The sequence below is a fragment of the Streptomyces xiaopingdaonensis genome (assembly GCF_000262345.1).
Taxonomy (GTDB): domain Bacteria; phylum Actinomycetota; class Actinomycetes; order Streptomycetales; family Streptomycetaceae; genus Streptomyces; species Streptomyces xiaopingdaonensis.
The window spans coordinates 42,072-67,572 of sequence record NZ_AJTQ01000342.1; the positions used below are offsets into that span (position 1 = coordinate 42,072).

Here is a 25,501-nt window from a genome sequence, read left to right on the forward strand (position 1 = left end):
CTGTGGGCCGTAGGATGGCCCACATGGCGAAGACCGGTACGACGACGCAGGGGCTGCGCGCGGCGATCGAGCGCAGCGGCTACTACCCGGCCCTCGTAGCCGAGGCAGTCGAGGCTGCGGTGGGCGGCGAGGCGGTTGCCTCGTTCCTCGTCCACCAGGAGACGACCTTCGATTCCAACGAGGTCCGACGCCACGTCACCGTGCTCGTACTCACCGGCACGCGCTTCCTCGTCAGCCACACCGACGAGCAGGCCGCCGACGGCACCTCGCCCTCGCCCTACGCCACCACCTCGACCGAGTCGGTGAAGCTGGAGCGGATCTCCTCGGTCGTGCTCTCCAGGGTCGTCGCCAACCCCGAGTCGTACACTCCGCGCACCCTGCCGCGCGAGGTCGTCCTCACCATCGGCTGGGGCGCCGTCTCGCGCCTCGACCTGGAGCCGGCGACCTGCGGCGACCCCAACTGCGAGGCCGACCACGGCTACACGGGCTCCTCCACGGCCGACGACCTCTCGCTCCGGGTGAGCGAGGCCGGCGACGGTCCCGACACCGTCCGGCAGACACTCGACTTCGCGCAGGCGCTCTCCGAAGCCACCGCCGGGACCCACGGCGGCACCGGCCGGTGATCGACCCCGCCGCCCCCCACGACCCGGTACCGCTCGACCCGGCCACCGTCCCCGTCCCGCGGTACGGCACCGCCTCCCTCGCCGACCTGCTGCCCACCGCGGCGGCGGGATTGGACGTCCCCGGCTTCGCGCCGAGCCTGCCCGTCGAACCGGCCGACCGCGTCTGCGTCTTCCTCGTCGACGGCATGGGCTGGGAGCTGCTGCGCCGGCACCCGGCGGAGGCCCCCTTCCTCACCTCGCTCCTCGACACCTCGCTCGGCTCCACCGGTACCCCCCTCACCGCCGGCTTCCCGTCGACGACCGCCACCTCGCTCGCCTCCGTCGGCACCGGCCTCCCGCCCGGCGTCCACGGCCTCCCCGGGTACACGGTCCTCGACCCGGAGGAGAACCGGCTGATGAACCAGCTCCGCTGGCAGCCGTGGACCGACCCGTACCGCTGGCAGCCCCACCCGACGGTCTTCCAGCGCGCGGCGGCCGCGGGCGTCGCCACCTGCCAGGTGACGGCACCGCACTTCGAGGAGACGCCGCTCACCCGGATCGCGCTCTCCGGCGGCGAGTTCCTCGGCCGCCTCTCCGCCGAGGACCGCATGGACGTCGCGGCCGAGCAGCTCGCCGCGGGCGACCGCTCCCTCGTCTACACCTACTACGCCGACCTCGACGGCAACGGGCACCGCTACGGCGTCGACTCGGACGCCTGGCGCGGCCAGCTCCAGTACGTCGACCGCCTCGCCGAGCGCCTCGCCGAGCAACTCCCGCCCCGCTCGGTCCTGTACGTCACCGCCGACCACGGCATGGTCGACGTCCCCCGCACCCCCGAGGCGCGCCACGACTTCGACGAGGACTGGGAGCTGAGCGCGGGCGTCGCCCACCTCGGGGGCGAGGGCCGGATGCGGCACATCTACGCGGTGCCGGGCGCCGCGGGCGACGTGCACGCCGTCTGGCGCGAGGTGCTCGCAGGCGACGCGTGGGTCGCCACCCGCGAGGAGGCCGTGGCGCTGGGCTGGTTCGGTCCTGCCGTCGAGGAGCGGGTGCTGCCGCGGCTGGGGGACGTGCTGGTGGTGATGAGCGGTGTCGGTGCGGTCGTCGCGAGCGAGCGCGAGCCGAAGGAGTCGGCGCTCGTGGGCATGCACGGTTCCGCCACCCCCGCGGAACAGCTTGTTCCGCTCCTTGAGGTGCGGAGCTGAGGCAGGCTCACAGCAGCCGGCGGCTGATCACGCTGAAGTGGGCGCCCTCCGGGTCGGCGAGCGTCGCCGTCCGCCCGTACGGCGACTCGTGCGGTGGCCGGACCGTGCGGCCGCCGAGGCGCACGGCCGTGCTGACGGCCGCATCCGGGTCCTCCACGGCGAAGTACGTTTTCCAGTGCGGCCCGCGGTCCCGTGGCAGCCGGTCGCCCACGCCGAGGACGTCCGCGATCGGCTGCCCTTCGAGGCGGAGCGTCAGGTAGTCGGGCGCGGATTCCTCGGCGAGCGCGTCGTGGCCGAAGACCTCCCGGTAGAACGCCTCCGCCGACCACGCCTCGCGGACGATCAGTTCGTACCAGACGGGGATTCCCGTGACGCCGACCTCCGCGACCCGCCACCCGAACCTCCGCGTCCCCTCCCAGACCCCGAAGGCGGCGCCCGCGGTGTCCGAGGCGATCACCACGCGCCCCTCCGCCTCCCATTCGACCGGGCCCACCGCGACCGTGCCGCCGTGATCGCGGACCTCAGCGGCCGTGGCGCCGGCGTCGCCGCTCGCCCAGAACGGCAGCCAGGTCACACGCAGCTGCTCGGTGCCGGCCTGCCGCTCGCTCATGCCGGCGACCGGCTCCCCCTTCACGTAGGCACGTACGTACGGGCCGAGCCCGCCGGGACCCGACTCGAACTCCCAGCCGAAGAGCCCTCCGTAGAACTCCTGTGCCGCCGCGAGCCCGCGGACCGGGAGGCTCACCCAGCAGGGGGCGCCCGGCGCGGGGGTGGGATGGTCGGCAGCCTCGCTCATGCTTTGCTCCTCATCACGTGTGCTGTGCAAACTCGACTCCGGTGGTTCCTGCGGGTGTTGCCGGTATCGGCCGGGGCCCGGCCGTACGGAAGAGCGGCCCTGCGACCGTGCCGTGGTGCGCGAAGATGAGCGGCATGAGAGACATCATCTCCGCAGCCGAACTCGCCGGCGACCTGAAGGCCGGGGAGTCGCCGACGCTCCTCGACGTCCGCTGGCAACTGGGCGGTCCGCCGGGACGCCCCGAGTACGCCGCAGGCCACCTGCCCGGCGCCGTCTACGTCGATCTGGAGACCGAACTCGCCGGCCCGCAGCAACCGGGCACCGGCCGTCATCCGCTGCCTTCCGCCGAGCAGTTCGGCGAGGCGATGCGCCGCGCAGGCGTACGGCAGGACCGGCCGGTCGTCACCTACGACGCAGGCGGGCCCAGCGGCGGCTGGGCCGCGGCGCGCGCCTGGTGGCTGCTGGGGTGGGCGGGGCACCAGCAGGTCAGCGTCCTCGACGGCGGGCTCGCCGCATGGTGCGCGGCCGACCTGCCCCTCACGACGGAGGAACCGCAGCCCGCCGAGGGCGACTTCCTCCCCCTCCCCGGCACCTTCTCCGTGCTCGACCCGTCGAGCGCCGCGTCCCTCGCCCGGCGCGGAGTGCTGCTCGACGCGAGGGCGGCCGAGCGGTACCGAGGGGACGTCGAGCCGATGGATCCCGCGGCCGGGCACATCCCGGGGGCCGTCTCCGCGCCCACCACGGAGAACCTCACGGACGCCGGAACCTTTCGCACGCCCGAGGCGCTGGCGGAACGCTTCGAAGCGCTGGGGGTGCGGCCGGGGGCCGAGGTCGGCGTCTACTGCGGCTCCGGTGTTTCCGCCGCCCACGAGGTGCTCGCGCTCCGGCTCGCGGGGATCGGTGCGCGGCTCTTCCCCGGCTCGTGGAGCGAGTGGTCCGCCGACCCCGCGCGGCCGGTGGCGACCGGGCCCGAGCGCGGCTGAACCGCGCCGGGCCCGACCGCGGACCCGGCGGACGGGTCTGCGCGGTCGGGCCCGGCGCACTGATTCAGCCATCGAAGGGTCGGCTCCGGGAGCCGGGTTCACTCCTTCTTGCGACGCGTCCCGAAGACGATCTCGTCCCAACTCGGTACCGCAGCCCGGCGACCGGGGCGTACGCCGTCGGCCTCGGCCTGGCGGTCCGTGCTGCCCTTGAGGCGGTCCCTGTGGGCGGCGACCGAGCGCGGCATCAGGACGTCGGCGTAGGCGGAACCGGCGCTCGCCGCCGGTGCCGGCGGCTCGACCTCCTCCGGCTCCTCGACCTCCGCGCTTTCCGGCTCCTCCTGCTCGGTCTCGACGGGTGGCGCACTCGCCGACGCCGCCGGGGGAGCGGACTGCTGCTCGGGGACGACCATGTCGCCGCGGAAGCTCGGCACCGCCTCCAGGAGGCTGGTCAGCGAATCACGTTCGCCGTCGCCCGCGGTCTCGACCATGTCGTCGACGGGCAGGGCCTCCGACTCCGGCTCGGTCTCACGGGGTTGGCCGCTCTCGCGCTCCCGCGGCAGCCGTGCGATCCGCGGCACGAACGGGAAGCTCGGCTCCGGGGTGTCGTCGGCCTCGCCGATGAGGGAGCGTGCCCCCTCGTCGACGGCCTGGACGAGACGGCGCGGTGGGTCGTAGGTCCACGTCGCGGAGTGCGCCTGGGCGGCCACGCGGTAGGCGAGCAGCACTTCCCAAGTGCCGTCGTCCCTGCGCCAGGAGTCCCAGTGCACGGTGTCCCGGTCGGCGCCGCGGAGGAGCAGGCGTTCGCTCACCGCTTCTCCGAGCTGCGGTCCCGAGTTCTCTCCGGGGCGGCGCACGGGCGTCTTCCGTGCCCGTTCGGCCATGAATGCCCGCTCCGCCAGCACCGGCCCTTCGAAGCGGCGTACCCGGTCGACCGGGATGCCCGCCATGGATGCGACCTCCTCGGCGGAGGCACCGGCTCGTATACGAGCCTGGATGTCCCGCGGGCGGAGGTGGCTCTCCACCTCGATCTCGATCTGGCCGAGCCGCGCACGGTCGTTGCGGACCGCGGCGCGCAGCCGCTCATCGATCGGAAGGGTGTATTCCGTGCTGTCGGCAGCTTTCAGCACCAGCCGTGTGCCGTCGTTGCTGACGGCCACGACACGCAGTTCGGGCATGGGAACCTCCCGGGTGGTGCCTGCCGACGTCACGTGCGTCGCTGCTCCCACTAGACGAGTGTGGCCTGCCCGGGCGCAGCCTGCCACAACCTTGCCGACTTGCCCGACGTACCGAGCGAGTGCCCGAAGCCGCCGTTATGGCACGGTTACCTCCTTGCAACCCATGGTGACCGTCGGTCACCCTGTGCAGCCTGCGCCGGTCAGTCCGAGACCAGGGCTCGCCACACTACTCCATTGGGCCACCCGGGTGGACCGCCTCGCCGCCGAAGTTGCTCCCCGGCAAGGGAGTTGGCACCCCGAGTCTCGCCGATCCCGGACGGCCTCGGACGGGGAACAGGGTAAGCGGGTGGGGAGCCTCACAGAAACCGCTTAAGCGGAACCATTGCCTTCGCCTGAAAGTCCCTTAGTCGTGCACAGTGGCTGAGAGTGTGCCAACAGGGGCGGTAAATGGACAGAAGAGACCCAGCGGACCCTCCGAGCGACGAGGAGCAGCAGCAGGAGAAGGCGAAGCGGATCGACGTCAGCCCTGCGCAGGTGATGGGCAGCGCCGTCGCCGCGGTGATCGCGGCCTTCGCGGCCGGCCAACTCGGCGTCTACGGAACCTTCATAGGCGCCGGCGTGATGAGCCTCGTCGCCACCAGCGGTGGCCCGCTCTTCCAGCACTTCTTCCGCCGCACCGGCGAGCAGATCAAGGTCGTCACGGTCCAGCAGCGGCCGAGGACGCGTCGTCCCGCGCCGGAGGGGGCACCCTCCGCGCAGCACGACGAGGCGCGGGCAACCACAATTCTCCCCACGGTCCACCAGGCGGACGAGACGGTGGTGTTGCGTCCGGGCGAGGCGCCGAGGCTCCCGGTCACGGACGAGGCAACGGCGGTGCACCGGGTTGACCCCGACGAGACCGTCGCGCTCCGCAAAAGCGCCGACCCGGACGCCACGACGGTCCTGCGCCCCGGCGAAGACCCCGAGGCGACGCGGCTGTTCGCCGCCGTGCCGCAGGCGCCGAACCGGCGGGAGCCGACCGAAGAGCCCTCGGAGGAGTTCACCGAGTCGAGCGTCCACGGGACCAAGTGGCGCGGCTGGAAGCGGACGCTGCTCCCCGCCGTGCTCGTCTTTGGCCTCGCCATCGGCGGCGTCACCCTCTACGAGGCGATCTCGGGACACAACGTCTCGGGCGGCAAGGGGACGTCGGTCAGCGACGTCTTCGGAGGCGGCGGTTCCTCCGACGGGAAGGACCCGGGCGACGCGGACGAGCCCGCGCAGGCGCCGGGCGAGACCGAGGAGGAGGACGGCGACGGCGGAGCCACTCCGCACGATCCGAGCCCCGAGGAGACCCGCGAGGGCGACACCGCCCCGCACACCCCCGCGCCCGACCCGACCGGCGAGACCGGAACCGGCGACGGCGAGACGGGTGCCGACCCGGGCCGGAGCGAGGCGCCGAGGGGAACCGGCCCGACGGAGACGGACCCGGATGCCGACGAGCAGTCGGACCAGGACTCGTACCCGGAGGAGCAGCCCTCCGTCGGCGAGCCGGAGCAGGAGGCGCCCTCCGCGGAGTGATCCGGAGCGGAAGGGCGGCGAGGGCCGGACGGCAGAGGCTGTCCGGCCCTCGTGCGTGCGTTCAGTCGCCGAGGACGCGGCGGAGGTAGGCGTTGCCGAAGAGGCGGTCGGGGTCGAGGCGGTCGCGCAGCGAGCGGAACTCCTCGAAGCGCGGGTAGTTCTCGGCGAGGTAGGCGGCGTCCCTGGTGTGCAGCTTGCCCCAGTGCGGGCGCCCGCCGTGCGCCGTCATGATCGCCTCGACGGCCGTGAAGTACGGCTCGTAGCGCGTGCCGCGGTACATGTGCACCGCGACGTAGGCGGTCTCGCGGCCGCTCGCGGTGGAGAGCGCGATGTCGTCGGCCGGCGCCGTGCGGATCTCGACGGGGAAGCAGACGCGGAAGTCGCTGCGGTCGACCGCTTCGCGCACCTCGCGCAGGGCCGCCATCGCCGCCTCGCGCGGGAGGGCGTACTCCATCTCCACGAAGCGGACCCGGCGCGGGCTTGTGAAGACTTTGTAAGGGATGTCGGTGTAGCTGCGGGTCGAGAGCGCGCGGCTGGATATTCGGGCCATTCCGGGCACTGTCGCGGGTGCCGCCTTGCCGAGCGAACAGACCGCCTGGAAGACGCCGTTGGAGAGGAACTCGTCGTCTATCCAGCCGCGCACCCGCGGCAGCGGCCTGGCAGGTCCCTGGCTCCGGTTGTTCCGCTTGGTGTTGCACCCGTCCGTGTGCGGAAACCAGTAGAACTCGAAGTGCTCGTTGGTGGCGACGAGTTGGTCGAACTCCTCGGTGACCCGCGCGAACGGCATCGGCTCCTCGCGCGCGGTGAGCAGGAACTCCGGCTCGACGGCGAAGGTGATCTCGGTGACGACGCCGAGCGCGCCGAGCCCGACGCGGGCCGCGGCGAAGACCTCGGGGTTCTCCGTCCGCGAGCAGCGCAGGACGGCGCCGTCGGCGGTGACCAGCTCCAGGCCGACGATCTGCGCGGCGATGGCGGCGGAGTCGCGGCCCGTGCCGTGGGTGCCGGTGCTCACCGCGCCCGAGACGGTCTGTTCCATGATGTCGCCCATGTTGGTGAGCGAGAGGCCGAGTTCGGCGAGTTCGCGGTTGAGCTGCTTGAGCGGGGTGCCCGCCGCGACGGTGACCGTCCCCTCCTCCCGGTCGACGCGGCGGATGCCCGTGAGCCGGTCGGGCCTGAGCATCAGGCCCTCGGTCTGCGCGGCCGCCGTGAACGAGTGCCCCGTGCCGACGGCCTTCACGCGCAGCCCGTCCGCCGCGGCCTGCCGCACCGCGTCGGCGACCTCGTCCGTCGAGGCGGGCGCAGCCGTCCGCGCCGGGGAGGCGGTGACCGTTCCGGCCCAGTTGTGCCACCCCGCCCGCGCCGTGCGGTCGCTCGTCGCCTGCGCGCCCATGTGATCCGTCCCCTCTCGCCGCGGTGCCGGCCGGATGTCCGGTCGGCGAGGCTGGGGGCGCGCACCGCCCCTCGACCGCGACGGTCCGGCGACGGACCGAGGGTGCGCGCCGGACGGGCCCGGCCCCGCGGCCAAGAGCGGTGTGCTCCCCGTCAGTTGGGGGAGGATCATACTCATGGTCGCGGTACCGGCCACCCGTACGGGCGGCCCCTTCGTGCGGGGCCTCCGGCCTTCGTGCGCCCGGGCGGCAAAGAGCCCGCGTACGCCCGCGGGCCCTGGGCGCGGCTCGCGTGCGCCGGATGGCAGGATCGGAGCTATGTCCGATCCGCTGCCCCTCGACACCGCGCCCCCCGGGGACGGCTCCGCCGCTCCGTACGACGCCCTCCTCCTACTCTCCTTCGGCGGTCCCGAAGGCCCCGACGACGTCGTCCCGTTCCTGGAGAACGTCACTCGCGGTCGCGGCATCCCGAGGGAGCGGCTGGAGGAGGTCGGCGCCCACTACTACCTCTTCGGCGGCGTCAGCCCCATCAACGAGCAGAACCGCAGGCTCCTCGACGCGCTCCGCAGCGACTTCGCCGAGCACGGCCTCGACCTGCCCGTCTTCTGGGGGAACCGCAACTGGGCGCCGTACCTCACGGACACGCTCCGCGAACTCTCCAAGGCCGGCTACCGCCGCGTCCTCACCTTCGCGACGAGCGCCTACGCGTCCTACTCGGGCTGCCGCCAGTACCGCGAGGACCTCGCCGCCGCCCTCGCCGTCCTGGAGGAGGAAGGACACCCGCTGCCGCACGTCGACAAGCTGCGGCACTACTTCAACCACCCGGGGTTCGTCGAGCCGGTCGTCGACGGCGTGCTCGCGGCCCTGGAGCAACTCCCCGCCGGAGTACGCGAGACCGCGCACCTGGCGTTCACCACGCACTCGATCCCGGACGCGGCAGCCGACACCTCGGGACCGCCGGCCGCGCACGGCCCGGGAGGCGCGTACGTCGCCGAACACCTCGACGTGGCACGGGTGATCGTGGACGCGGTGCGGGAGCGGACCGGCGTGGAGCACCCCTGGAACCTCGTCTACCAGTCGCGGAGCGGGCCGCCCTCGGTTCCGTGGCTCGAACCGGACATCTGCGACCACCTGGAGGAGCTGAAGGCGTCCGGCGCGTCGGCGGCCGTCATGGTGCCCGTGGGATTCGTCTCGGACCACATGGAGGTCAAGTACGACCTCGACACCGAGGCGACGGCGAAGGCAGCCGAACTCGGGCTGCCCGTCGCCCGCTCGGCGACGGTCGGCGCCGACCCGCGCTTCGCGGCGGCCGTGCGTGACCTCGTCGAGGAGCGCGCAGCGGCGGAGCGCGGCGGCAGCCCCCAGCGCTGCGCCCTCGGCGCCCTCGGCCCCAGCCACGACGTCTGCCCCGTCGGCTGCTGCCCCGCGCGCACCCCCAAGCCGGCGGCCGCGGGCGCGGACAGCCCGTACTCCTGAGCCGTACGCCAGCACGAAGGAGCGAAGTGACCGAAGCACCCGAACCGGACGAGCGGCTCAGGACCGAGCTGCTCGAACTCGCCCTGGAGGCGGCCGAGCGGGCCGGCGCCCTGCTGCGCGACGGCAGACCGGCGGACCTCGGGGTGGCCGCGACGAAGTCGAGCCCGATCGACGTCGTCACGGAGATGGACATCGCCTCGGAGAAGCTCGTCACGAGCTTCCTCGGCGAACGCCGCCCCGACGACGGCTTCCTCGGCGAGGAGGGCTCCGACAGCGCCGGGACCTCGGGCGTGCGCTGGGTCCTCGACCCGCTCGACGGCACCGTCAACTACCTCTACGGCCTGCCGGGCTGGGCGGTGTCGATCGCCGCCGAGTACCACGGGGAGGCCGTCGTGGGCGTGGTCTTCGCGCCGCTGCGCGAGGAGACGTTCCACGCGGTGCGCGGCGAGGGCGCCTTCCTGCGGGGACACCGGCTCGCCTGCCGGGCGGCGCCGCCGCTCGACCAGGCGCTCGTGGGCACCGGGTTCAACTACGTACAGCAGCGCCGTACGAGGCAGGCCGCGCTCGCCGCGCAGGTCCTGCCGCTGCTGCGGGACATCCGCCGGTCCGGCTCGGCGGCGATCGACCTCTGCGACGTCGCCGCGGGCCGCCTCGACGGCTTCTACGAACGGGGCCTGCATGCCTGGGACTTCGCAGCGGGCGACCTGATCGCCCGCGAGGCGGGCGCGCGCACCGGAGGCCGCCCCGGTGCGCCCCCCGGCAACGACCTCATGGTCGCGGGCTCGCCCGGCGTCTTCGACGCGCTCCAGCCGCTGCTGGACGAACTCGGCGCCTGGCACGACTAGTACGCACAGATCGGCCGGCCTCCCGGGAGGAGGCCGGCCGATCCCCGTGCGGACGTCACCGGGGTGTCAGTTGTGGACGGGGCCGAGCTCGACTCCGTGCTCGGCGGCGAGGCGCTGGAGGTCCTCCAGCTCCTCCTGTTCGACGTCCACGAGGAACTCGTCCCCCGTTTCGCGGGCGTGGCGCAGGTCGGTCTCGGTGCTCCTTATGCGTTGCAGGAGTCCTGCGGTGAACGCGTCCATGAGTGCGCCCCCTCGTCATGGGTCGGCGGCACGGGGATGTGCCGAGGGTTGATGTGCTCACTCAGATCACCGTGGCCTTCGGGGAGCGTCAGCAGCTCGGGGTGGCTTGCCGCGCACGGGGGGTGATCGTGGGTGTTCTCTGGTACTCCCCAGGCGCTTCCCGGTGGAAACCTCAACGACACCGAAAAATCGGCTAGTAGTGCGCCCGCGTGCTTCCGTGCGCCTGTCGTGCGCCGGGGCCCCGGGCGGTCTTACCGCTGGTTTACCGGCGTTCAGGCACGATGGTGGGGTCGGTACCCGTGCTCCTCGCCTGCGCCCTCACCGCGCGCCGGAGAGCGGCCCCCCGCACATCCCGCCCGCCCGGTGTGCGGCGGCGCACGCGGTGCCCGGGGCGGGGAGCAGAGCACGAAGGGAAGGAAAGCGCCGTGCGCGTACTCGTCGTGGAGGACGAGCAACTCCTCGCGGACGCCGTCGCCACCGGCCTGCGCCGCGAGGCGATGGCCGTCGACGTGGTCTACGACGGGGCCGCGGCCGAGGAGCGCATCGACGTCAACGACTACGACGTCGTCGTGCTCGACCGGGACCTCCCCGTGGTCCACGGTGACGACGTCTGCCGCCGCATCGTAGACCTCGGCCTGCCGACGAGGGTCCTGATGCTCACCGCCTCCGGCGACGTCAGCGACCGCGTGGAGGGCCTCGAACTCGGCGCCGACGACTACCTCCCCAAGCCCTTCGCCTTCTCCGAACTCACCGCGCGCGTACGCGCGCTGGGCCGACGGACGACGGCGGCCCTGCCACCGGTCCTGGAGCGCGCCGGCATCACGCTCGACCCCAACAGGCGCGAGGTCCACAGGGACGGCGAGCCGGTGCAGCTCGCGCCGAAGGAGTTCGCCGTCCTCGAGGTCCTGCTGCGGAGCGAGGGCACGGTCGTCTCGGCCGAGCAGCTCCTGGAGAAGGCGTGGGACGAGAACACCGACCCCTTCACCAACGTCGTCCGCGTCACCGTGATGACCCTGCGCCGGAAGCTCGGTGAGCCTCCCGTGATCGTCACGGTGCCCGGCGCCGGCTACCGGATCTGACCCCGTGAGCGCCGCACCGCCGCCGTCCGCGCCGCCGAAGCCCACCTGGGACCCGCCCTCGCCGCCCAAGTCCCCGCCGTGGCTGCGCCCGACGATCCGGATAAGGCTGACGCTGCTCTACGGCGGCATGTTCCTCATCGCCGGGATGCTGCTGCTCACCATCATCTACCTGCTCGCCGCGCAGGCGCTGCGGGACGGCAGTCAGCTCCCCTTCCGCCTCCTCGACGGCAGCGCACAGCTCACCTCGGACAACTGTCCGGGGCTCGCCGACGGCCGGCTCACGAGCGACGTCTTCATGCAGCGCCTCGCCGAGTGCACGGACGAGCAGCGCCGCCTCGCGCTCGACCAGCTCCTCCAGCGCTCGCTCATGGCGCTGCTCGGTCTCGCCGTCGCCGCGTTCGCCTTCGGGTACGTCATGGCGGGACGCGTCCTCTCGCCGCTCGGCCGGATCACCCGGACCGCGCGGCAGGTCGCCGGCTCGGACCTGCACAAGCGGATCGAACTGGAGGGTCCCGACGACGAGTTGAAGGAGCTCTCCGACACCTTCGACGACATGCTCGACCGCCTCGACCGCGCCTTCGAGGCGCAGCGCAGGTTCGTCGCCAACGCCTCGCACGAGCTGCGCACCCCCCTGGCGATCAACCGCACGCTCCTGGAGGTCCAGCTCGCCGACCCCGAGTCCTCGCCCGAGCTGCACCAGTTGGGCAAGACGCTCCTCGCCACCAATGAGCGCAGCGAGCAGCTCGTCGAGGGGCTTCTGCTGCTCGCGCGGAGCGAGAACGAGATCGTCGACCGCAAACCGGTCGATCTCGCCGAGGTCGCGGGGCAGGCCGTGGAGCAGGCGCGCGGTGAGGCGGAGACGGCAGGAGTCGAGCTGCGCGGCGTCCGTCACCCCGCGTACGTACAGGGGAACGGAGTGCTGCTGGAGCGCGTCGCGTTGAACCTCGTGCAGAACGCCGTGCGGTACAACCTCCCCGAGGACGGCTGGGTTTCGGTGGACACCGAGGTACTGCCGGGGCAGGCGGTGCTCGTCGTGGAGAACACCGGACCGGCCGTGCCCGCGTACGAAGTCGACAACCTCTTCGAGCCGTTCCGGCGTCTCCGCTCGGAGCGGACGGGAAGCGACCGGGGTGTCGGGCTCGGTCTGTCGATCGTGCGGTCCGTGGCACGGGCGCACGGGGGCGTGGTGACCGCCGAGCCGCGGGAGGAAGGGGGGCTGAGGTTGAGGGTCGCGCTGCCCGTCTGAGTCTCTCGACGGTGCCGGACGGGCGGGAGGCCGGGTGTGAAATCCGGTCGGATTCCGGTCTGTTTCCGGTCGGATGCGGCTCGTGGCGGCCGGGGGCTTCCCGGACCGGTCGGCCGTGGCCGTAACCGGAATACGGAACAGGGCAGTTGGGTTCGGATGCGGAGAGTGCGGGAGAGGTGACAGTGCGTGGGATTCCTGCGGGGTAAGGCAGTTCGCCGACCGCGGAATCGGGGCGACGGAAGATCGTTTCCGGGGGCGTGGAAGGTGGTGTGAGGGATCGCACAGCGATTTCTCCCGAGTCCACGCACTGTGGCCGATGAGCGGGAAGAAATCCCGGAAAATCCAGGTTTCCGCAGGCGGAGAACGTGGCAGTACCGGGGATGGCGTGCGCGAAGCGCTACCCGGGACCGTCTATGGTCCTCCTCGGCATCCGGCGCGATCACCTCTTCAGGGGTGCGGTTGGGTGTCGATTGAGTAACAGACCTTGATGTGAGGCAAAATCTCCGCCTCAGGTCGGGCACAAGTCCGGCCTCTCATGCGTTACGTGCGCTGAGACACCGCAGATACCCAGAGGGGGAGAGCGAGATGGCAACGGATTACGACACTCCACGCAAGACCGATGACGACGTCAACGAGGACAGCCTCGAGGAGCTGAAGGCCCGGCGAAACGACAAGTCCGCCTCCAACGTGGATGTGGACGAGTTCGAGCAGGCCGAAGGACTCGAGCTGCCGGGCGCCGACCTCTCCAACGAGGAGCTGTCCGTCCGCGTGCTGCCGCGCCAGGCCGACGAGTTCACGTGCATGAGCTGCTTCCTCGTGCACCACCGCTCGCAGCTTGCCGCGGAGAAGAACGGCCAGCCGATCTGCCGCGACTGCGCGGCCTGATCCGATGCCGTCGAGGGGGGACCCGTCGGCGCAAGGAGGCGACGGGGAAGAGCACGACGCACGTAGCGAGGACGAGCGAGGCCCCGACGCAGCGGCCTCGCTCGCGCCATGTGCGGGCGGCCCGCGGCGCCGCCGCGGTCTTGCGTACAGGCGCCGCCGCGCCTCCGCAGCCGCCCGCGAGGGCGCGGCGGACGCCCCAACCCCCGTCCGGCGCGGGCGAATCGCAGCGTTCTCGGGCGCCGTCGCGGACCGGATCACGGACACCGCTCCGCGTATCCCCGTCAGGGACGCCGAGACGCTCCGTGCGCAGTTCCCCGGCCTCGGGATCGAGGAGATCGCCGATCGGCTCGTCTCGGGCGCCGTCAAGGGCTCGGCCGCCGTGGGCGCGGGCGTCGGGGCGGCCGCGATGCTGCCCGTGCCGCCCGCCATGCCGGCCGAGCTCGCCGCGGAGCTGGCGGGGGTCGCCTCCGTCGAGTTGAAGCTCGTCGCCGAACTCCACGAGATCTACGGGCGACCCGCGCTCGGCAGCCCGGCGCAGCGCGCCCGCGTCTACCTGATGGCGTGGACGGAGCAGCGCGGGATCGACCCCTTCAGACCCGGCACGCTCTCCGCGGCGAGCGGGGGGCTCAGCAGCGGTCTGCGGAGCCGGCTGCGCAAGGAGGTCGCGCGTCGCACGCTCCGCAACCTGCCCAACCTGGCGCCGATGCTGGCGGGGGCTGCGCTCGGCGCCGCGTTCAACCGCAGGGAGACGGCACGGCTCGCCGGGCGTGTGCGCGCGGATCTGCGCGACGGCAGCCGCTGACGGCTGTCAGCCCGCCTGTGCCGAGTTCCGCGCGGCGGCGAGTGCGGCGGTCAACTCCTGCGGGTGACGGGTCGATACGTAGACGTAAGGCGTCGGGTCCTCGGGGTCGGTGACCTTCACGCGGACCGCCGTGGGGATGTAGGCGCGCAGCAGCATGTGCGCCCTGGTGTCGGCCCGGTGGCTCCGCCACGCCCGCGCCTCCTCCGCGTCGAGCGCTTCCCCGTCGCCGAGCGCGGAGACGGGGATGCGTGCCTCGCCCGCGACGAGCGCCCCGCCGACGATCCGCACCCGTACCGAGCCGTACGCGCTGACGGCGACCGCGGCGAGCGCCCCGCCGACGACGAAGCCGCCGAGCGCGGCGAGCGTGCCCAACGGCAGCATCGCCATGGCGGCTCCGAACCCCAGCGCGGCGGCGATCAGCCACCAGGAGCGCGGGGCGGTGAGGCGTTCGTCGAACGTCGTCGGCGTCGGTTCATCCATGGTTCCCAGCTTTGCACGCGCGCCCGCGGACCGTGGACGGCGGTAAGGTCTGCACCCGTGAGTGCTGCCCAACCAACCAGTCCCCGCACCGGTCTCGCGGTCCGCTCCGCCTCGGAGGTGCACCGGTGAGCACACCCGTCGACATCCTGCTGCGGCGCCTCGACCCCGAGGTGCCCGTCCCGTCGTACGCGCATCCCGGTGATGCGGGCTGCGACCTGGTGACCACGGAGAGTGCCGAACTCGCCCCCGGGGAACGGAGACTGCTCCCCACGGGGGTGTCGATCGCGCTGCCGGACGGGTATGCCGCCTTCGTGCACCCCCGGTCCGGGCTGGCGGCCCGTTGCGGCGTCTCGCTGCTGAACGCTCCGGGGACCGTCGATGCCGGGTACCGTGGGGAGATCAAGGTGATTGTGGCGAACCTCGATCCGCACGAGAGCGTCCGCTTCGAACGGTTCGACCGGATCGCCCAACTCGTAGTCCAGCGCGTGGAGAAGGTCCGCTTCCACGAGGTGGCCGAGTTGCCGGGGTCGGCCCGCGCCGAAGGCGGATTCGGCTCCACGGGGGGCCACACCGCACAGCAGAGTGGTTACGTTGCGGTCGGTGCCGAACGGCACACAGACCTGAGAGGACAGTGACGTGTTCGGACGTCGTCGCAAGAAGAGCGAAAAGCCTGAGGGCGCCTCGGACGAGTTCGAGACGGAACAGGACGCCTCGGACGAATCCGCGGGCGACGCTGCCGACGAGACCTCGGCCGCCCGCGTCAAGCTGCCGCCGGCGCCCCGCCCCGACGGCCCCTGGGACCTCGACGAGGTGACGGACCCCGAGACGGGCCGGGTCAACCTCGGCGGCATCTACGTCCCCGGCGTCGAGGGCATGGAGCTCCGTGTCGAGGTCGCGGGCGACGCGATCGTCGCGGCGACGATCGTGCTCCAGGACAGCGCCGTGCAGTTGCAGGCGTTCGCGGCCCCGAAGCGGGAGGGTCTCTGGGACGAGGTGCGCGAGGAGATCGGCTCGGGCATCACCAAGCAGGGCGGCGTCGTCGATGAGGTCGAGGGGGCGCTCGGCTGGGAGTTGAGGGCCCAGGTTCCGGTTCAGTTGCCGGACGGCAAGAACGGCGTGCAGGTCGTGCGCTTCGTCGGCGTCGACGGCAAGCGCTGGTTCCTGCGCGGTGTGATCTCCGGGCAGGGCGCCGTGCAGCCGGAGGCCGCGGGCCTGTTGGAGCAGATCTTCCGGGACACCGTGGTCGTCCGTGGCGACCAGCCGATGGCGCCTCGCGACCCGATCACCCTGAAGCTGCCGGACGACGCGCAGATGGTTCCCGAGGGCGTGCAGCAGGAGACCGTCGAGGAGGGCTCCCGGTTCGCGGGCGGCCTCGACAAGCTCCAGCGCGGCCCGGAGATCACCGAGGTGCGCTGAGCGGCTGCGGATCTTCCGCGCGACGCAAGGACCCGGAGGGCGACCCCTCCGGGCCCTCTGCTTGTCGGCTTCGTCTTTCCGGGGGCGGTGCTTCGTCGCTGTGTCGTGGCCGCGGTGTTTGCGTCAACTCGCTCCGGGTGCGGGCCCGTCGGCGGCTCACGAGGTGTCGTCGCCCGCGTGCGCCGCCGCCTCCGGACGGGCGCACACATGCACGATCGCCGCGCGGGCCGCGGGTTCGCTGCCGGCGAGGGCCAGGGCGACACGGCGGGTGTGTTCCCGCGCGACAGCGACCCTGGTCCGGCTGCGCAGCCAGGCGCACGTGACGGTCGTCGCCGCCGAGACGAGCGCGAGGGCGGCGAGCAGGAGCGGTGGGGCGGCGACGAGCGACGACATGGCGGCCTCCGGGGCTCGGCGGTGTGAGTCGCTCCAACTCTCCGACGTACAAGGGATTTCGCCATAGGCTGAGGAAACTCCGGGAAATTCCGTAGTCGGGAGTGACGCATGCCAGGAGGCCGACCCGGGCGCCCGCGCAGCGAGGGAAGCGAGCCCTACGCCGAATTGCAGGACTTGGCGCGGTGGTTCCGCCGCGCCCTCGCCGACGCCGGGTACGAGAACCCGAACGCCGTCGTGCGCGACGAGTTGGCGCACAAGAACGTCGTCTACGGCCTCTGCAACGGGGACAGGTTCGTCAGGGAGCGGGCGGCTCTCGGCCTCGCCAGGGCGCTCAACGCCGACGTGGAGGAGGCGGGGCGGCTCTGGCGGTTGGCGAAGGAGGCGATGGACCGCGCGGCCGAGGCGAGAATCGCCGCGCGTGCACCCCAGTTGACCTCCTGGTCGCAGTTGCCCAAGCCGCTGCTGGCCGTCAGGCAGTTGGTCACGGCGCAGGCGAAGGCCGTCGAGCGGCTCCCGTACGGCCTGCTCGGCGTCGAGGAACCCCCGCTCTCCGCCGTCTACGTACGCCAGCAGGTACGCTCGGCCGCGGAGAGCAGCCCCGCCGACCGGGAGGCCCGTGGGGAGAGTCCGTCGGCGCGCAGCCCGGACGGGCACGCGGAGCAGCCGCGCGCCACCGCCGAGGTCACCCTGCCTGCGGCGGACGTGCTCGCCCGGCACGAGCACCTGCTCCTCACGGGCGAGCCAGGAGCCGGCAAGTCGACGCTCTCCAGCCACCTCGCGTGGACGCTCGCCCGCATCTGGACGCGAGAGGAGACGAGCTACGACGCGCCCCTCAGCGAGCCGGTGGTGCCCGTGCGGGTGGCGGCCCGCTCGCTCGCAGGGGCGACGGGCTCGTGGAGCGAGACGCTGTGCAGGTCCGTCGCGTCGACGCTCGGAAGCGCACTCGTCGCCGAACCGCCCGCCGAACTCTTCGCCGCCCGTATCCAGGGCGCCCGCTGGCTCGTCCTCGTGGACGGCCTCGACGAGATCGCCGACCCCGAGGCGCGCACCGCGGTGATCCGGACTCTCGCCCAACACGCCAGGGACGGGAGCGACTACCGGTTCGTCGTGACGAGCAGGCCGCTGCCGGAGGCCGAACTCGCGCCGCTGCGGAGCGCGTCGATGGGCGCTTATACTGTCGAGCCCTTCGGCCAGGAGGAGTTGCGGGACTTCGCGCACAGGTGGTTCGCGGCCCAGCACGGTACCGGCGAGGAGGCGAAGGCCGCCGCCGAGCGCTTCCTGACCGAGACAGCGGACGGCCGGCTCAGGGAACTCGTCCGCAACCCGCTCCTCGCCACGATCGCCGCCGTCAACGCGACGCTCGCCCCCGCCAAGCCGCTGCCGACGAGCCGCCTCACCCTCTACGAGGACTTCTGCGAACGGCTCCTCACCCGCGGCCTGAGCGAGCGGACGGCCCGCGACGAGTTGCGCCGCCGCTGGGGCGACGACGAGCAGCGGTACGCCTTCCACCTGCGGCTGGAGAGCGAGAAGCGCCAACTCCTCGGAGAGCTGGGCAGGTTGCGGCTGGAGGAGGAGGCGTCGCTCTGGAAGGCGGCCGAGGACCGGATCGTCTCGGGCGGCGCCCCCGAGCTCCCCGGCTGGCAGGTCGACCTGCGCGAGTTCCTCTCGGCCACCGGCCTCCTCGTCGCGGAGGACGGGGACTTCCGCTTCCTCCACCACTCCTTCGCCGAGTTCATCGCGGCGCAGTCGTACGCCGAGCTGATCGCTCCCGACTTTCCCGACATGGAGGAGTGGATGCGCCGCGCCCTCGCGGGGGAGCGGCGGAACCTGGGCGTTTTCGTCTTCTGCATGTGGGGGGCGCGGGACGGGTGCGATGCGGACGTCGTGGCGGACAGACTGCTGCTCGGGGGGCACGAACGAGTGCTTCTGGCGGGGCAGTTGATGGCGGAGGGGGTGGCGTTCTCGGAGGGGCGGAGGGGCGCGGTCGTCGGGAGACTGGAGGCGCTGGCGCGGAACGTGGAGGACACCGGGCGCTGCGACCGCGCCTTCGAGGTGCTCGGTGCGCTGGGAGGAGAGCCCGGGGTGCTCGCGCTGCTCGAAGAGTTGACGCGGTCCGAAGTCGTCGCGGCCGGACGGCGGTTGGGCGCCCTGGAAGCGCTCGCCGGCGCGGGCGCCGCCCAGCAGGCCAGGTCTCTTCTCCCCTCCCTGCTGGACTCGGTGTACGAGACGATGCCCCGGGCCGCCCGGCTCGCCTGCTCGCTCGGCGAGGCCGCCCGCCAGGCCGTGAGGCAGCGCCTCGACGGGATGGTGCGTGAGCCCGACGCCGACTGGTTCGAGTGTTCCTTCGCGGCCGAGGCCGCCCAGGTGCTCGGAGACGCCGAGAAGACGGCACACCTGGCGCGTGAGGTCCTCGCCGACCCGCTGGCACGGCGCTCCTGGCTGAAGCGTGCGGCCGAGGCGTGGCTGAGAGCCGCGGGCGAAGCCGCCGTACCCGAGATCGTCCAACTCGCCGAGCAGCGGCCCGCGTCGGACCAGGTGGCCCGGCTGGCGCTCGCGGAGGCGATGGAGCACCTCGGCGGACAGCAGCAGGCGGCCCGGATCGCCTCGGAGGTGCTCGTGTCCCCGCACGCAGGCGGCGGGGAGCTGCGCGCGGCGGCGGAGCTGTGCACACGGGTGCGCGGGCGCGACGCGTGGGAGCAGGTGGCGGCCGCAGTGGATCGCACCGCCTCGGACCCCGCGCACTACACGTTCGTCCCCGGCCACCTTCTGCACACGGTGGCGCTCCTCGACCCGCCGCGGGTGGCCGAGCGGGCGTCCGCACTCGTGCCGGCGTCCCGGTGCGCTCTGGGGACCGGGGCCTCGGTCTGCGCCGTGTGGTGTCCCGGAGGGGGAACCTGCGCGTGCAGCGGACCTGCGTGTACGCCGTCGCAAGGAACTCGCCGCACTGGGCGAGCGCGAGGCGGCACTGGAAGTGTGGCGTGCCGAGATACGCGAACCCCGCACGCACCAGTTGTTCAGCACCAAGCTCCTCACGGACCTCGAAGAAGCCCGAACCACCCACGAGGCCACGACCTGGCTCCGCGACCTCCTGGCCGACCCCGACCTCCACCCGCCCCGCCGCCTCCGCCTGCGGCAGATGCTCGCCTGGCTCTCCGTCCACGAGGGCGAGATCCCGGCCACCGCACCCCGACAGACCGCCGGGCCGCAACCCCATACGCGATCCTGACGCCCACCGCCGCCCGCGGCGCAGGCGGCGGTGCGGGCACCGGTCACAATGAGGGCATGTCGTCAGCACCCCGGACCCGCGGTCAACTGCGGATCTACCTCGGAGCAGCACCCGGCGTGGGGAAGACGTACGCCATGCTCTCCGAGGCCGGCCGGCGCCGGGAGCGCGGCACCGACATCGTCGTCGGGTACGTCGAGCCCCACGACCGGCCGCGTACCGCTGAGTTGCTGCGCGGGCTGGAGGTCGTGCCGCGGCTGCCGGCCGAGGGCGGGGGCCCCGGCGAGATGGACACCGAGGCGCTCCTCGCGCGGGCCCCCGCCGTGGCCGTCGTCGACGAGCTGGCGCACACCAACGCACCCGGCTCCGCGCGCGAGAAGCGCTGGCAGGACGTGGAGGCGCTGCTGGCCGCCGGTATCGACGTCATATCGACGGTCAACATCCAGCACCTGGAGTCCCTCGTCGGTGTCGTGGAGTCCATCACGGGCACACGGCAGCAGGAGACGGTCCCCGACGAGGTGGTGCGCAGGGCGGAGCAGATCGAGCTGGTGGACATGACGCCGCAGGCGCTCCGCCGCCGCCTCGCCCACGGCAACGTCTACTCCTCCGACAAGATCGACGCGGCGCTCTCGCACTACTTCCGCGTCGGCAACCTCACGGCCCTGCGCGAGCTTGCGCTGCTGTGGACGGCCGACCGCGTCGACGAGTACCTCCAGAAGTACCGCACCGAGCACCGCATCAAGTCGCCCTGGCAGGCCCGCGAACGGATCGTCGTCGGCCTCAGCGGCGGGCCGGAGGGCCGTACGCTCATCCGCCGCGCCGCGCGGATGGCCGCCAAGGGGTCGGGGAGCCAGGTCCTCGCCGTCTCGGTGGTCTCCGCCGACGAGCTGCGGCCGGCGGCCGCGCGTGAACTCGCCGTCCAGCGGACCCTCGTCGAGGACCTGGGCGGCACCTACCACCAGGTGATCGGGGACGAGATCCCCGCGGCCCTGCTGGACTTCGCCCGCGGCGTCAACGCGACGCAGATCGTGCTCGGCTCCTCGCGGCGCAAGCCGTGGCAGTACGTCTTCGGCCCTGGCGTCGGGGCGCTGGTGGCGAGCGAGGCCGGACCCGACCTCGACGTCCACATCGTCACGCACCGCGAGAACGCGCACGTGCGGGGGCTGCCTGTGGCGCGGGGGACGACCCGGCTCGGCCGGGCACGCGTGATCGCCGGGTGGCTCGCGGCCGTCGTGGGCCCGGTGCTGCTCGGCGTCCTGATGAGCTCCGTCGACCCGAGGCTCGGGTTCGCCAACGACGTCCTCCTCTTCCTCGTGGTGACGGTCGCGGCCGGGCTCGTCGGCGGGCTCCTCCCCGCGCTCGCCTCCGCCGCGCTCTGCTCGCTGCTGCTCAACTACTTCTTCACGGTGCCGACGCACACCTGGACGGTGAGCAGTCCGCGCAGCGTCGTCTCGATCGCGATCTTCTTCGGGGTGGCGGTCGCCGTCGCCTCCGTCGTCGACCTCGCCGCGCGCCGCACCGAGCAGGCGCAGCGCCTGCGCGCCGAGTCCGAGATCCTCTCCGTCCTCGCAGGCAGCGTGCTGCGGGGCGAGGACACCCTGGAGGTCCTCCTGGAGCGGGTGCGCGAGACCTTCGGCACGGAGTCCGTCGCACTGCTGGAGAGGGAGGACGAGCGGGGCCCGTGGACCTGCGCCGCGAGCGTGGGGGAGGGGCGGCAGCTCGTCCGCCCCGAGGACGGGGACGTGGACATGCCGGTCGGCGACCACATGATGCTCGTCCTCTCCGGACGGGTGCTCCCCGCCGAGGACCGCAGGGTGCTCGCCGCCTTCGCCGCCCAGGCGGCCCGCGTCCTCGACCGCGAGCGGCTCCTCGGCGAGGCCGAGCGCGCCCGGGACCTCGCCGAGGGCAACCGGATCAGGACCGCGCTCCTCGCCGCGGTCTCCCACGATCTGCGGACGCCGCTCGCGGCGATCAAGGCGTCGGTCTCCTCGCTGCGTTCGGCCGACGTCGAGTGGTCGCCCGAGGACGAGGCGGAGCTGCTCCTCGCGATCGAGGAGGGCGCGGACCGGCTCGACAACCTCGTCGGCAACCTGCTCGACATGTCCCGTCTCAACACCGGCACCGTGGCGCCGCTGATCCGGGACATCTCGCTGGAGGAGGTCGTCCCCAAGGCGCTCGGCGGCGTCCCCGAGGGAGCGGTGCGGATGGCCATCGCGGAGGCGCTGCCGCTCGTCGCCGTCGACCCCGGCCTGCTGGAGCGCGCCGTCGCCAACCTCGTGGAGAACGCGGTGAAGCACAGCCCGCCGGAGAAGAAGGTCCTCGTCAAGGCGAGCGCCCTCGCGGACCGGGTGGAGCTGCGCATCACCGACCGCGGCCCCGGCGTACCCGACGCGGCGAAGGACCGCATCTTCGAGCCGTTCCAGCGCCACGGGGACGCCCCCCGCGGCGCCGGCGTCGGGCTCGGCCTCGCCGTCGCACGCGGGTTCGCCGAGGCGATGGGCGGGACGCTCGACGCGGAGGACACCCCCGGCGGCGGTATGACGATGGTGCTCACCGTCCCCGCGGCGCACAGCCGCACCTCGCTGCGCCACCCCCTGCCCGCGCAGCCGCCGGCACGCGCCGAGGGGCAGCCGTTCGTACCCGTGCCGGGGCAGCCCCGGGTCCACGGAAGCACAAGGAGAGAGGAAGCCTGATGCACCGGGTGCTCGTGGTCGACGACGAGCCGCAGCTCGTACGCGCGTTGGTGATCAACCTCAGGGCACGCAAGTACGAGGTCGACTCCGCCGCGGACGGCGCCACCGCGTTGAAGCTCACCGCCGACCGCCGCCCCGACGTCGTCGTCCTCGATCTCGGGCTGCCCGACATGGACGGCGTCGAGGTGATCCGCGGCATCCGCGGCTGGACGAGAGTGCCGATCCTCGTCCTCTCCGCGAGGCAGACGTCCGACGAGAAGGTCGAGGCGCTCGACGCGGGCGCCGACGACTACGTCACCAAGCCCTTCGGCATGGACGAGCTGCTCGCCCGCCTGCGCGCCGCCGTGCGCAGGGCGGAGCCGGCGCCGACGAGCGAGCCGAGCCCCGGCGTCATCGAGACGGCCGACTTCACCGTCGACCTGAGCGCGAAGAAGGTGCACAGGGCCGGCCGCGACGTACGGCTCACGCCCACCGAATGGCACCTGCTGGAGGTGCTGGTCCGGGACATGGGCCGGCTGGTGAGCCAGAAGCAGCTCCTCCGCGAGGTGTGGGGCCCGTCCTACGGCACGGAGACCAACTACCTGCGTGTCTACATGGCCCAGCTACGGCGGAAGTTGGAGAGCGACCCCTCCCATCCCCGCTACTTCGTCACCGAGCCCGGCATGGGCTACCGCTTCGAACCGTGAGGGCCCGCAGCAGGGGAAGACGAGCGGAGGGGATCGGCCGACGGCGCGCGGGTACCCTGGCCCCATGAACGGTGCGACCCGCGCCCGGCAGCAGCCGCGAGAAGGCCGCTTCCGGCGGTTCCTCGAGCGGCTCTCCTCCTCGGAGGAGGAGCGCCGCTCCGCGGAGCTGCGCGAGGAGTCCGCCGGCGAGGGCTGCGGCCGGATCTCCGAGTGCAGCGATCGCCAACTCGTGCGCGTAGCCGGTACGCTGCGCACCGTGACGCTCCGGCCGCGCGCCGGGGTTCCCACTCTGGAGGCCGAGCTCTTCGACGGCTCGGCCTCGCTCGATGTCGTCTGGCTGGGACGCCGCGCCATCGCCGGGATCGAGCCGGGCCGCCGGCTGGTCGTCCGGGGCCGGATCGCTCTCTGCGGCGGCCGCCCCGTGCTGTTCAACCCCCAATACGAGCTGAAGCCGCTCGGACAGGAGTAGCGGGTGACCCCTCTCGACAAGCCGGAAGAGCGGCGGTCCGCCGCCGAGGGCGGAGGCACTGCCGAAGGCAGCGACTCCGCCGGAGGCGACGGGGCCGCCGAGCCGCAGGGCTCGCAGGCCGTCACCGAGCAGGCGCTCTTCGAGGCGTTCGGCGGGGTGCGGGGTCTCGTCGAGACCACCGTGCCAGGGCTGTTCTTCATCGGGATCTACACCGTCAACCAGGACATCCACTCGGCGGCGCTCACCGCGCTCGGCCTCGCCGTGGCGATGGCGCTGGTACGGCTCGTCCGGCGGGACACGGTGAAGCACGCCTTCAGCGGGATCTTCGGCGTGGGCTTCGGCGTGCTCTTCGCGATGATGACGGGCAACGCCAAGGACTTCTACCTCCCCGGCATGCTCTACACCTTCGGCCTCTCGCTGGCGTACATCCTCACGGCGGCGGCGGGCGTCCCCCTGCTGGGGCTGGTACTCGGCCCGCTCTTCAAGGAGAACCTCTCCTGGCGCACCCGCAACCCGGGCCGCAAGCGCGCCTACGTCAGGGCGAGTTACGCGTGGGGCTTCATCCTCCTCGCCAAGTGCGCGATCCTCTTCCCGCTCTACTTCTGGGCCGACGTCGCGAAGTTCGGCTGGGTGACGATGGCGCTGAAGATCCCGCCGTTCCTCCTCGCCGTCTACCTCACGTGGATCTTCCTCGCGAAGGCCCCGCCGCCGATCAACGTCATCGCGGAGATGGAGGCCGAGGAGAAGGCGGAAGCGGAACGGCAGGAGGAGCAGTCCAGCCGCGCCCCCGTCGACGGCATGCTCGCCGAGGTCGCCACGGAGCCGGAGGCCGAAAGGCCGCGCCACCGCAGGAGTTGACCCCTCGGCTCCCGTGTGAGGGGCGTGCGCGCCCCTCACACGTCCTCTTCGCCGGCCTCCCGGTCCTCGCGCTGCGGACGGGCCGACAGCAGCTGCTCCAACTGCTCCTCGCGGTCGGGCGCCGCGACGAAGAGGAGTTCGTCCCCGCCCTCCAGCACGTCGTCCGGGTCGGGCGTCAACACGCGCGTCCCGCGGATCACGGTGACGAGCGAGGTGTCCTGCGGCCAGACGACCTCGCCGACGCGGACGCCGGCGAGCGTCGACTCCTGCGGCAGCGTCACCTCGACCAGGTTGGCGTCCCCCTGCGAGAAGCGCAGCAGCCGCACGAGGTCGCCGACGCTCACCGCCTCCTCGACGAGCGCCGACATCAGCCGCGGCGTCGAGACCGCGACGTCGACGCCCCATGACTCGTTGAAGAGCCATTCGTTCCGAGGGTTGTTGACCCGCGAGACGACGCGCGGCACCCCGTACTCCGTCTTCGCGAGCAGCGAGACGACGAGGTTGGCCTTGTCGTCCCCCGTCGCCGCGATGACGACCTGGCAGCGCTCCAGCGCCGCCTCGTCGAGCGAGGTGATCTCGCAGGCGTCGGCGAGGAGCCACTCCGCCTGCGGCACCCGCTCCACCGAGATCGCCGTCGGCGCCTTGTCGACGAGCAGCACCTCGTGCCCGTTCTCCAGGAGTTCGCCGGCCACGGACCGGCCGACGGCGCCGGCGCCTGCGATGGCCACCCTCACGACCGCTCCTCTCCGGGACCGACCGCGAAGACCTCTTCGACGCGGCCCACGTCGCCCCGACGCATGAGCACATGCACCAGGTCGCCGTCCTGCAGCACCGTCTCGGGACCCGGCAGCATCGCCTCACCGAGACGGGTGAGGAAGGCGATCCGCGCCCCCGAGCGCTCCTGGAGCCTGGAGAGCCGGTGGCCCACCCACGACGGATCGGCCGCCACCTCGGCGAGCTCGACGCGTCCGCTCGGGTCCCGCCACAGCGGCTCGGCTCCCGAG

The 25,501-nt window shown here is 72.7% G+C and carries 24 protein-coding genes and 1 pseudogene; 17 read left to right on the top strand and 8 right to left on the bottom strand.

Features of this window, described 5'->3' with window-relative positions; translation table 11 throughout:
* Positions 1-23 precede the first annotated feature (23 nt).
* The gene (locus tag UWG_RS0126000) at positions 24-623 is read left to right on the top strand and encodes a DUF5998 family protein (RefSeq protein WP_016910121.1); all 600 of its coding nucleotides are present in this window, start codon (positions 24-26) and stop codon (positions 621-623) included.
* On the top strand, positions 620-1,807 hold the full coding sequence (locus UWG_RS0126005) for an alkaline phosphatase family protein (protein WP_016910122.1): 1,188 nt from the start codon (positions 620-622) through the stop codon (positions 1,805-1,807). Before UWG_RS0126000 ends, UWG_RS0126005 begins: the two co-directional genes overlap by 4 nt.
* A gap of 7 nt (positions 1,808-1,814) precedes the next feature.
* On the opposite strand, the gene UWG_RS0126010 is transcribed toward UWG_RS0126005, so the two are convergent.
* Positions 1,815-2,603, bottom strand: a complete 789-nt coding sequence (locus UWG_RS0126010) for a VOC family protein (protein ID WP_016910123.1) — start codon at positions 2,601-2,603, stop codon at positions 1,815-1,817.
* 134 nt (positions 2,604-2,737) lie between these two features.
* Between UWG_RS0126010 and UWG_RS0126015 the strand changes: the two genes are divergently transcribed.
* Positions 2,738-3,586, top strand: a complete 849-nt coding sequence (locus UWG_RS0126015; RefSeq protein WP_029391784.1) for a sulfurtransferase — start codon at positions 2,738-2,740, stop codon at positions 3,584-3,586.
* 98 nt (positions 3,587-3,684) lie between these two features.
* Here UWG_RS0126015 and sepH read toward each other — a convergent pair whose 3' ends face one another.
* Positions 3,685-4,761: a septation protein SepH gene (gene sepH, locus UWG_RS0126020; RefSeq protein WP_016910125.1), complete on the bottom strand. Its 1,077-nt coding sequence runs from the start codon at positions 4,759-4,761 to the stop codon at positions 3,685-3,687.
* A 447-nt stretch (positions 4,762-5,208) separates the two neighbouring features.
* Between sepH and UWG_RS0126025 the strand changes: the two genes are divergently transcribed.
* Positions 5,209-6,318: an ICP22 family protein gene (locus UWG_RS0126025; protein WP_016910126.1), complete on the top strand. Its 1,110-nt coding sequence runs from the start codon at positions 5,209-5,211 to the stop codon at positions 6,316-6,318.
* Between the two features lie 61 nt (positions 6,319-6,379).
* Here UWG_RS0126025 and UWG_RS0126030 read toward each other — a convergent pair whose 3' ends face one another.
* Positions 6,380-7,708 (bottom strand): D-arabinono-1,4-lactone oxidase, encoded by a 1,329-nt coding sequence (locus tag UWG_RS0126030; RefSeq protein ID WP_016910127.1) that lies wholly within the window; start codon positions 7,706-7,708, stop codon positions 6,380-6,382.
* Between the two features lie 316 nt (positions 7,709-8,024).
* On the opposite strand from UWG_RS0126030, the gene UWG_RS0126035 reads away from it, so the two are divergent.
* Positions 8,025-9,182: a ferrochelatase gene (locus tag UWG_RS0126035; RefSeq protein ID WP_016910128.1), complete on the top strand. Its 1,158-nt coding sequence runs from the start codon at positions 8,025-8,027 to the stop codon at positions 9,180-9,182.
* Positions 9,183-9,208: 26 nt separating this feature from the next.
* Positions 9,209-10,027: an inositol monophosphatase family protein gene (locus UWG_RS0126040; protein WP_016910129.1), complete on the top strand. Its 819-nt coding sequence runs from the start codon at positions 9,209-9,211 to the stop codon at positions 10,025-10,027.
* Positions 10,028-10,093: 66 nt separating this feature from the next.
* Here the strand turns inward: UWG_RS0126040 and UWG_RS33435 are convergent, their stop codons facing one another.
* Positions 10,094-10,267, bottom strand: coding sequence for a hypothetical protein (locus UWG_RS33435; protein ID WP_016910130.1), 174 nt, complete (start codon positions 10,265-10,267; stop codon positions 10,094-10,096).
* A gap of 425 nt (positions 10,268-10,692) precedes the next feature.
* Here UWG_RS33435 and UWG_RS0126050 point away from each other — a divergent pair, with 425 nt between their 5' ends.
* The 4 genes from UWG_RS0126050 (at position 10,693) to UWG_RS31100 (ending at position 14,279) form a co-directional block, all read left to right on the top strand.
* Positions 10,693-11,346 (top strand): response regulator transcription factor, encoded by a 654-nt coding sequence (locus tag UWG_RS0126050; protein ID WP_016910131.1) that lies wholly within the window; start codon positions 10,693-10,695, stop codon positions 11,344-11,346.
* A gap of 4 nt (positions 11,347-11,350) precedes the next feature.
* Positions 11,351-12,592 carry a sensor histidine kinase gene (locus UWG_RS0126055; protein ID WP_016910132.1) on the top strand — a complete coding sequence of 414 codons (1,242 nt, stop codon included), beginning with the start codon at positions 11,351-11,353 and terminating at the stop codon, positions 12,590-12,592.
* Positions 12,593-13,177: 585 nt separating this feature from the next.
* Entirely contained in the window at positions 13,178-13,477 is a 300-nt protein-coding gene (locus UWG_RS0126060; protein ID WP_016910133.1) for a DUF4193 domain-containing protein, read from the top strand.
* 4 nt (positions 13,478-13,481) lie between these two features.
* Positions 13,482-14,279, top strand: coding sequence for a hypothetical protein (locus tag UWG_RS31100; RefSeq protein ID WP_016910134.1), 798 nt, complete (start codon positions 13,482-13,484; stop codon positions 14,277-14,279).
* A gap of 6 nt (positions 14,280-14,285) precedes the next feature.
* Here the strand turns inward: UWG_RS31100 and UWG_RS0126070 are convergent, their stop codons facing one another.
* Positions 14,286-14,759 (bottom strand): DUF3093 domain-containing protein, encoded by a 474-nt coding sequence (locus UWG_RS0126070; RefSeq protein WP_016910135.1) that lies wholly within the window; start codon positions 14,757-14,759, stop codon positions 14,286-14,288.
* 125 nt (positions 14,760-14,884) lie between these two features.
* Between UWG_RS0126070 and dut the strand changes: the two genes are divergently transcribed.
* Positions 14,885-15,394 (top strand): dUTP diphosphatase, encoded by a 510-nt coding sequence (gene dut, locus UWG_RS0126075; RefSeq protein ID WP_016910136.1) that lies wholly within the window; start codon positions 14,885-14,887, stop codon positions 15,392-15,394.
* A 1-nt stretch (position 15,395) separates the two neighbouring features.
* Positions 15,396-16,175 carry a DUF3710 domain-containing protein gene (locus tag UWG_RS0126080; protein WP_016910137.1) on the top strand — a complete coding sequence of 260 codons (780 nt, stop codon included), beginning with the start codon at positions 15,396-15,398 and terminating at the stop codon, positions 16,173-16,175.
* A gap of 156 nt (positions 16,176-16,331) precedes the next feature.
* On the opposite strand, the gene UWG_RS0126085 is transcribed toward UWG_RS0126080, so the two are convergent.
* Complete coding sequence (locus tag UWG_RS0126085) at positions 16,332-16,568, bottom strand: hypothetical protein (RefSeq protein ID WP_016910138.1); 237 nt, start codon at positions 16,566-16,568, stop codon at positions 16,332-16,334.
* 384 nt (positions 16,569-16,952) lie between these two features.
* Here UWG_RS0126085 and UWG_RS33870 point away from each other — a divergent pair.
* From UWG_RS33870 to UWG_RS0126105, 5 genes and pseudogenes are all read left to right on the top strand, one after another.
* A pseudogene (locus UWG_RS33870) lies at positions 16,953-17,789 on the top strand (NACHT domain-containing protein); the annotation flags it as partial.
* A gap of 2,061 nt (positions 17,790-19,850) precedes the next feature.
* Positions 19,851-22,484 carry an ATP-binding protein gene (locus tag UWG_RS33875; protein ID WP_078495744.1) on the top strand — a complete coding sequence of 878 codons (2,634 nt, stop codon included), beginning with the start codon at positions 19,851-19,853 and terminating at the stop codon, positions 22,482-22,484.
* Positions 22,484-23,170, top strand: coding sequence for a response regulator (locus UWG_RS0126095; protein WP_016910140.1), 687 nt, complete (start codon positions 22,484-22,486; stop codon positions 23,168-23,170). Before UWG_RS33875 ends, UWG_RS0126095 begins: the two co-directional genes overlap by 1 nt.
* 64 nt (positions 23,171-23,234) lie before the next feature.
* Positions 23,235-23,639, top strand: coding sequence for an OB-fold nucleic acid binding domain-containing protein (locus tag UWG_RS0126100; RefSeq protein WP_016910141.1), 405 nt, complete (start codon positions 23,235-23,237; stop codon positions 23,637-23,639).
* 3 nt (positions 23,640-23,642) lie between these two features.
* Complete coding sequence (locus UWG_RS0126105) at positions 23,643-24,497, top strand: DUF3159 domain-containing protein (RefSeq protein WP_016910142.1); 855 nt, start codon at positions 23,643-23,645, stop codon at positions 24,495-24,497.
* Between the two features lie 35 nt (positions 24,498-24,532).
* Here the strand turns inward: UWG_RS0126105 and UWG_RS0126110 are convergent, their stop codons facing one another.
* Both UWG_RS0126110 and UWG_RS0126115 read right to left on the bottom strand, forming a co-directional pair.
* Positions 24,533-25,231: a potassium channel family protein gene (locus tag UWG_RS0126110; RefSeq protein WP_016910143.1), complete on the bottom strand. Its 699-nt coding sequence runs from the start codon at positions 25,229-25,231 to the stop codon at positions 24,533-24,535.
* The coding region (locus UWG_RS0126115) for a TrkA C-terminal domain-containing protein (RefSeq protein ID WP_016910144.1) at positions 25,228-25,501 on the bottom strand (274 nt) is incomplete at its 5' end. The genes UWG_RS0126110 and UWG_RS0126115, both read right to left, overlap by 4 nt.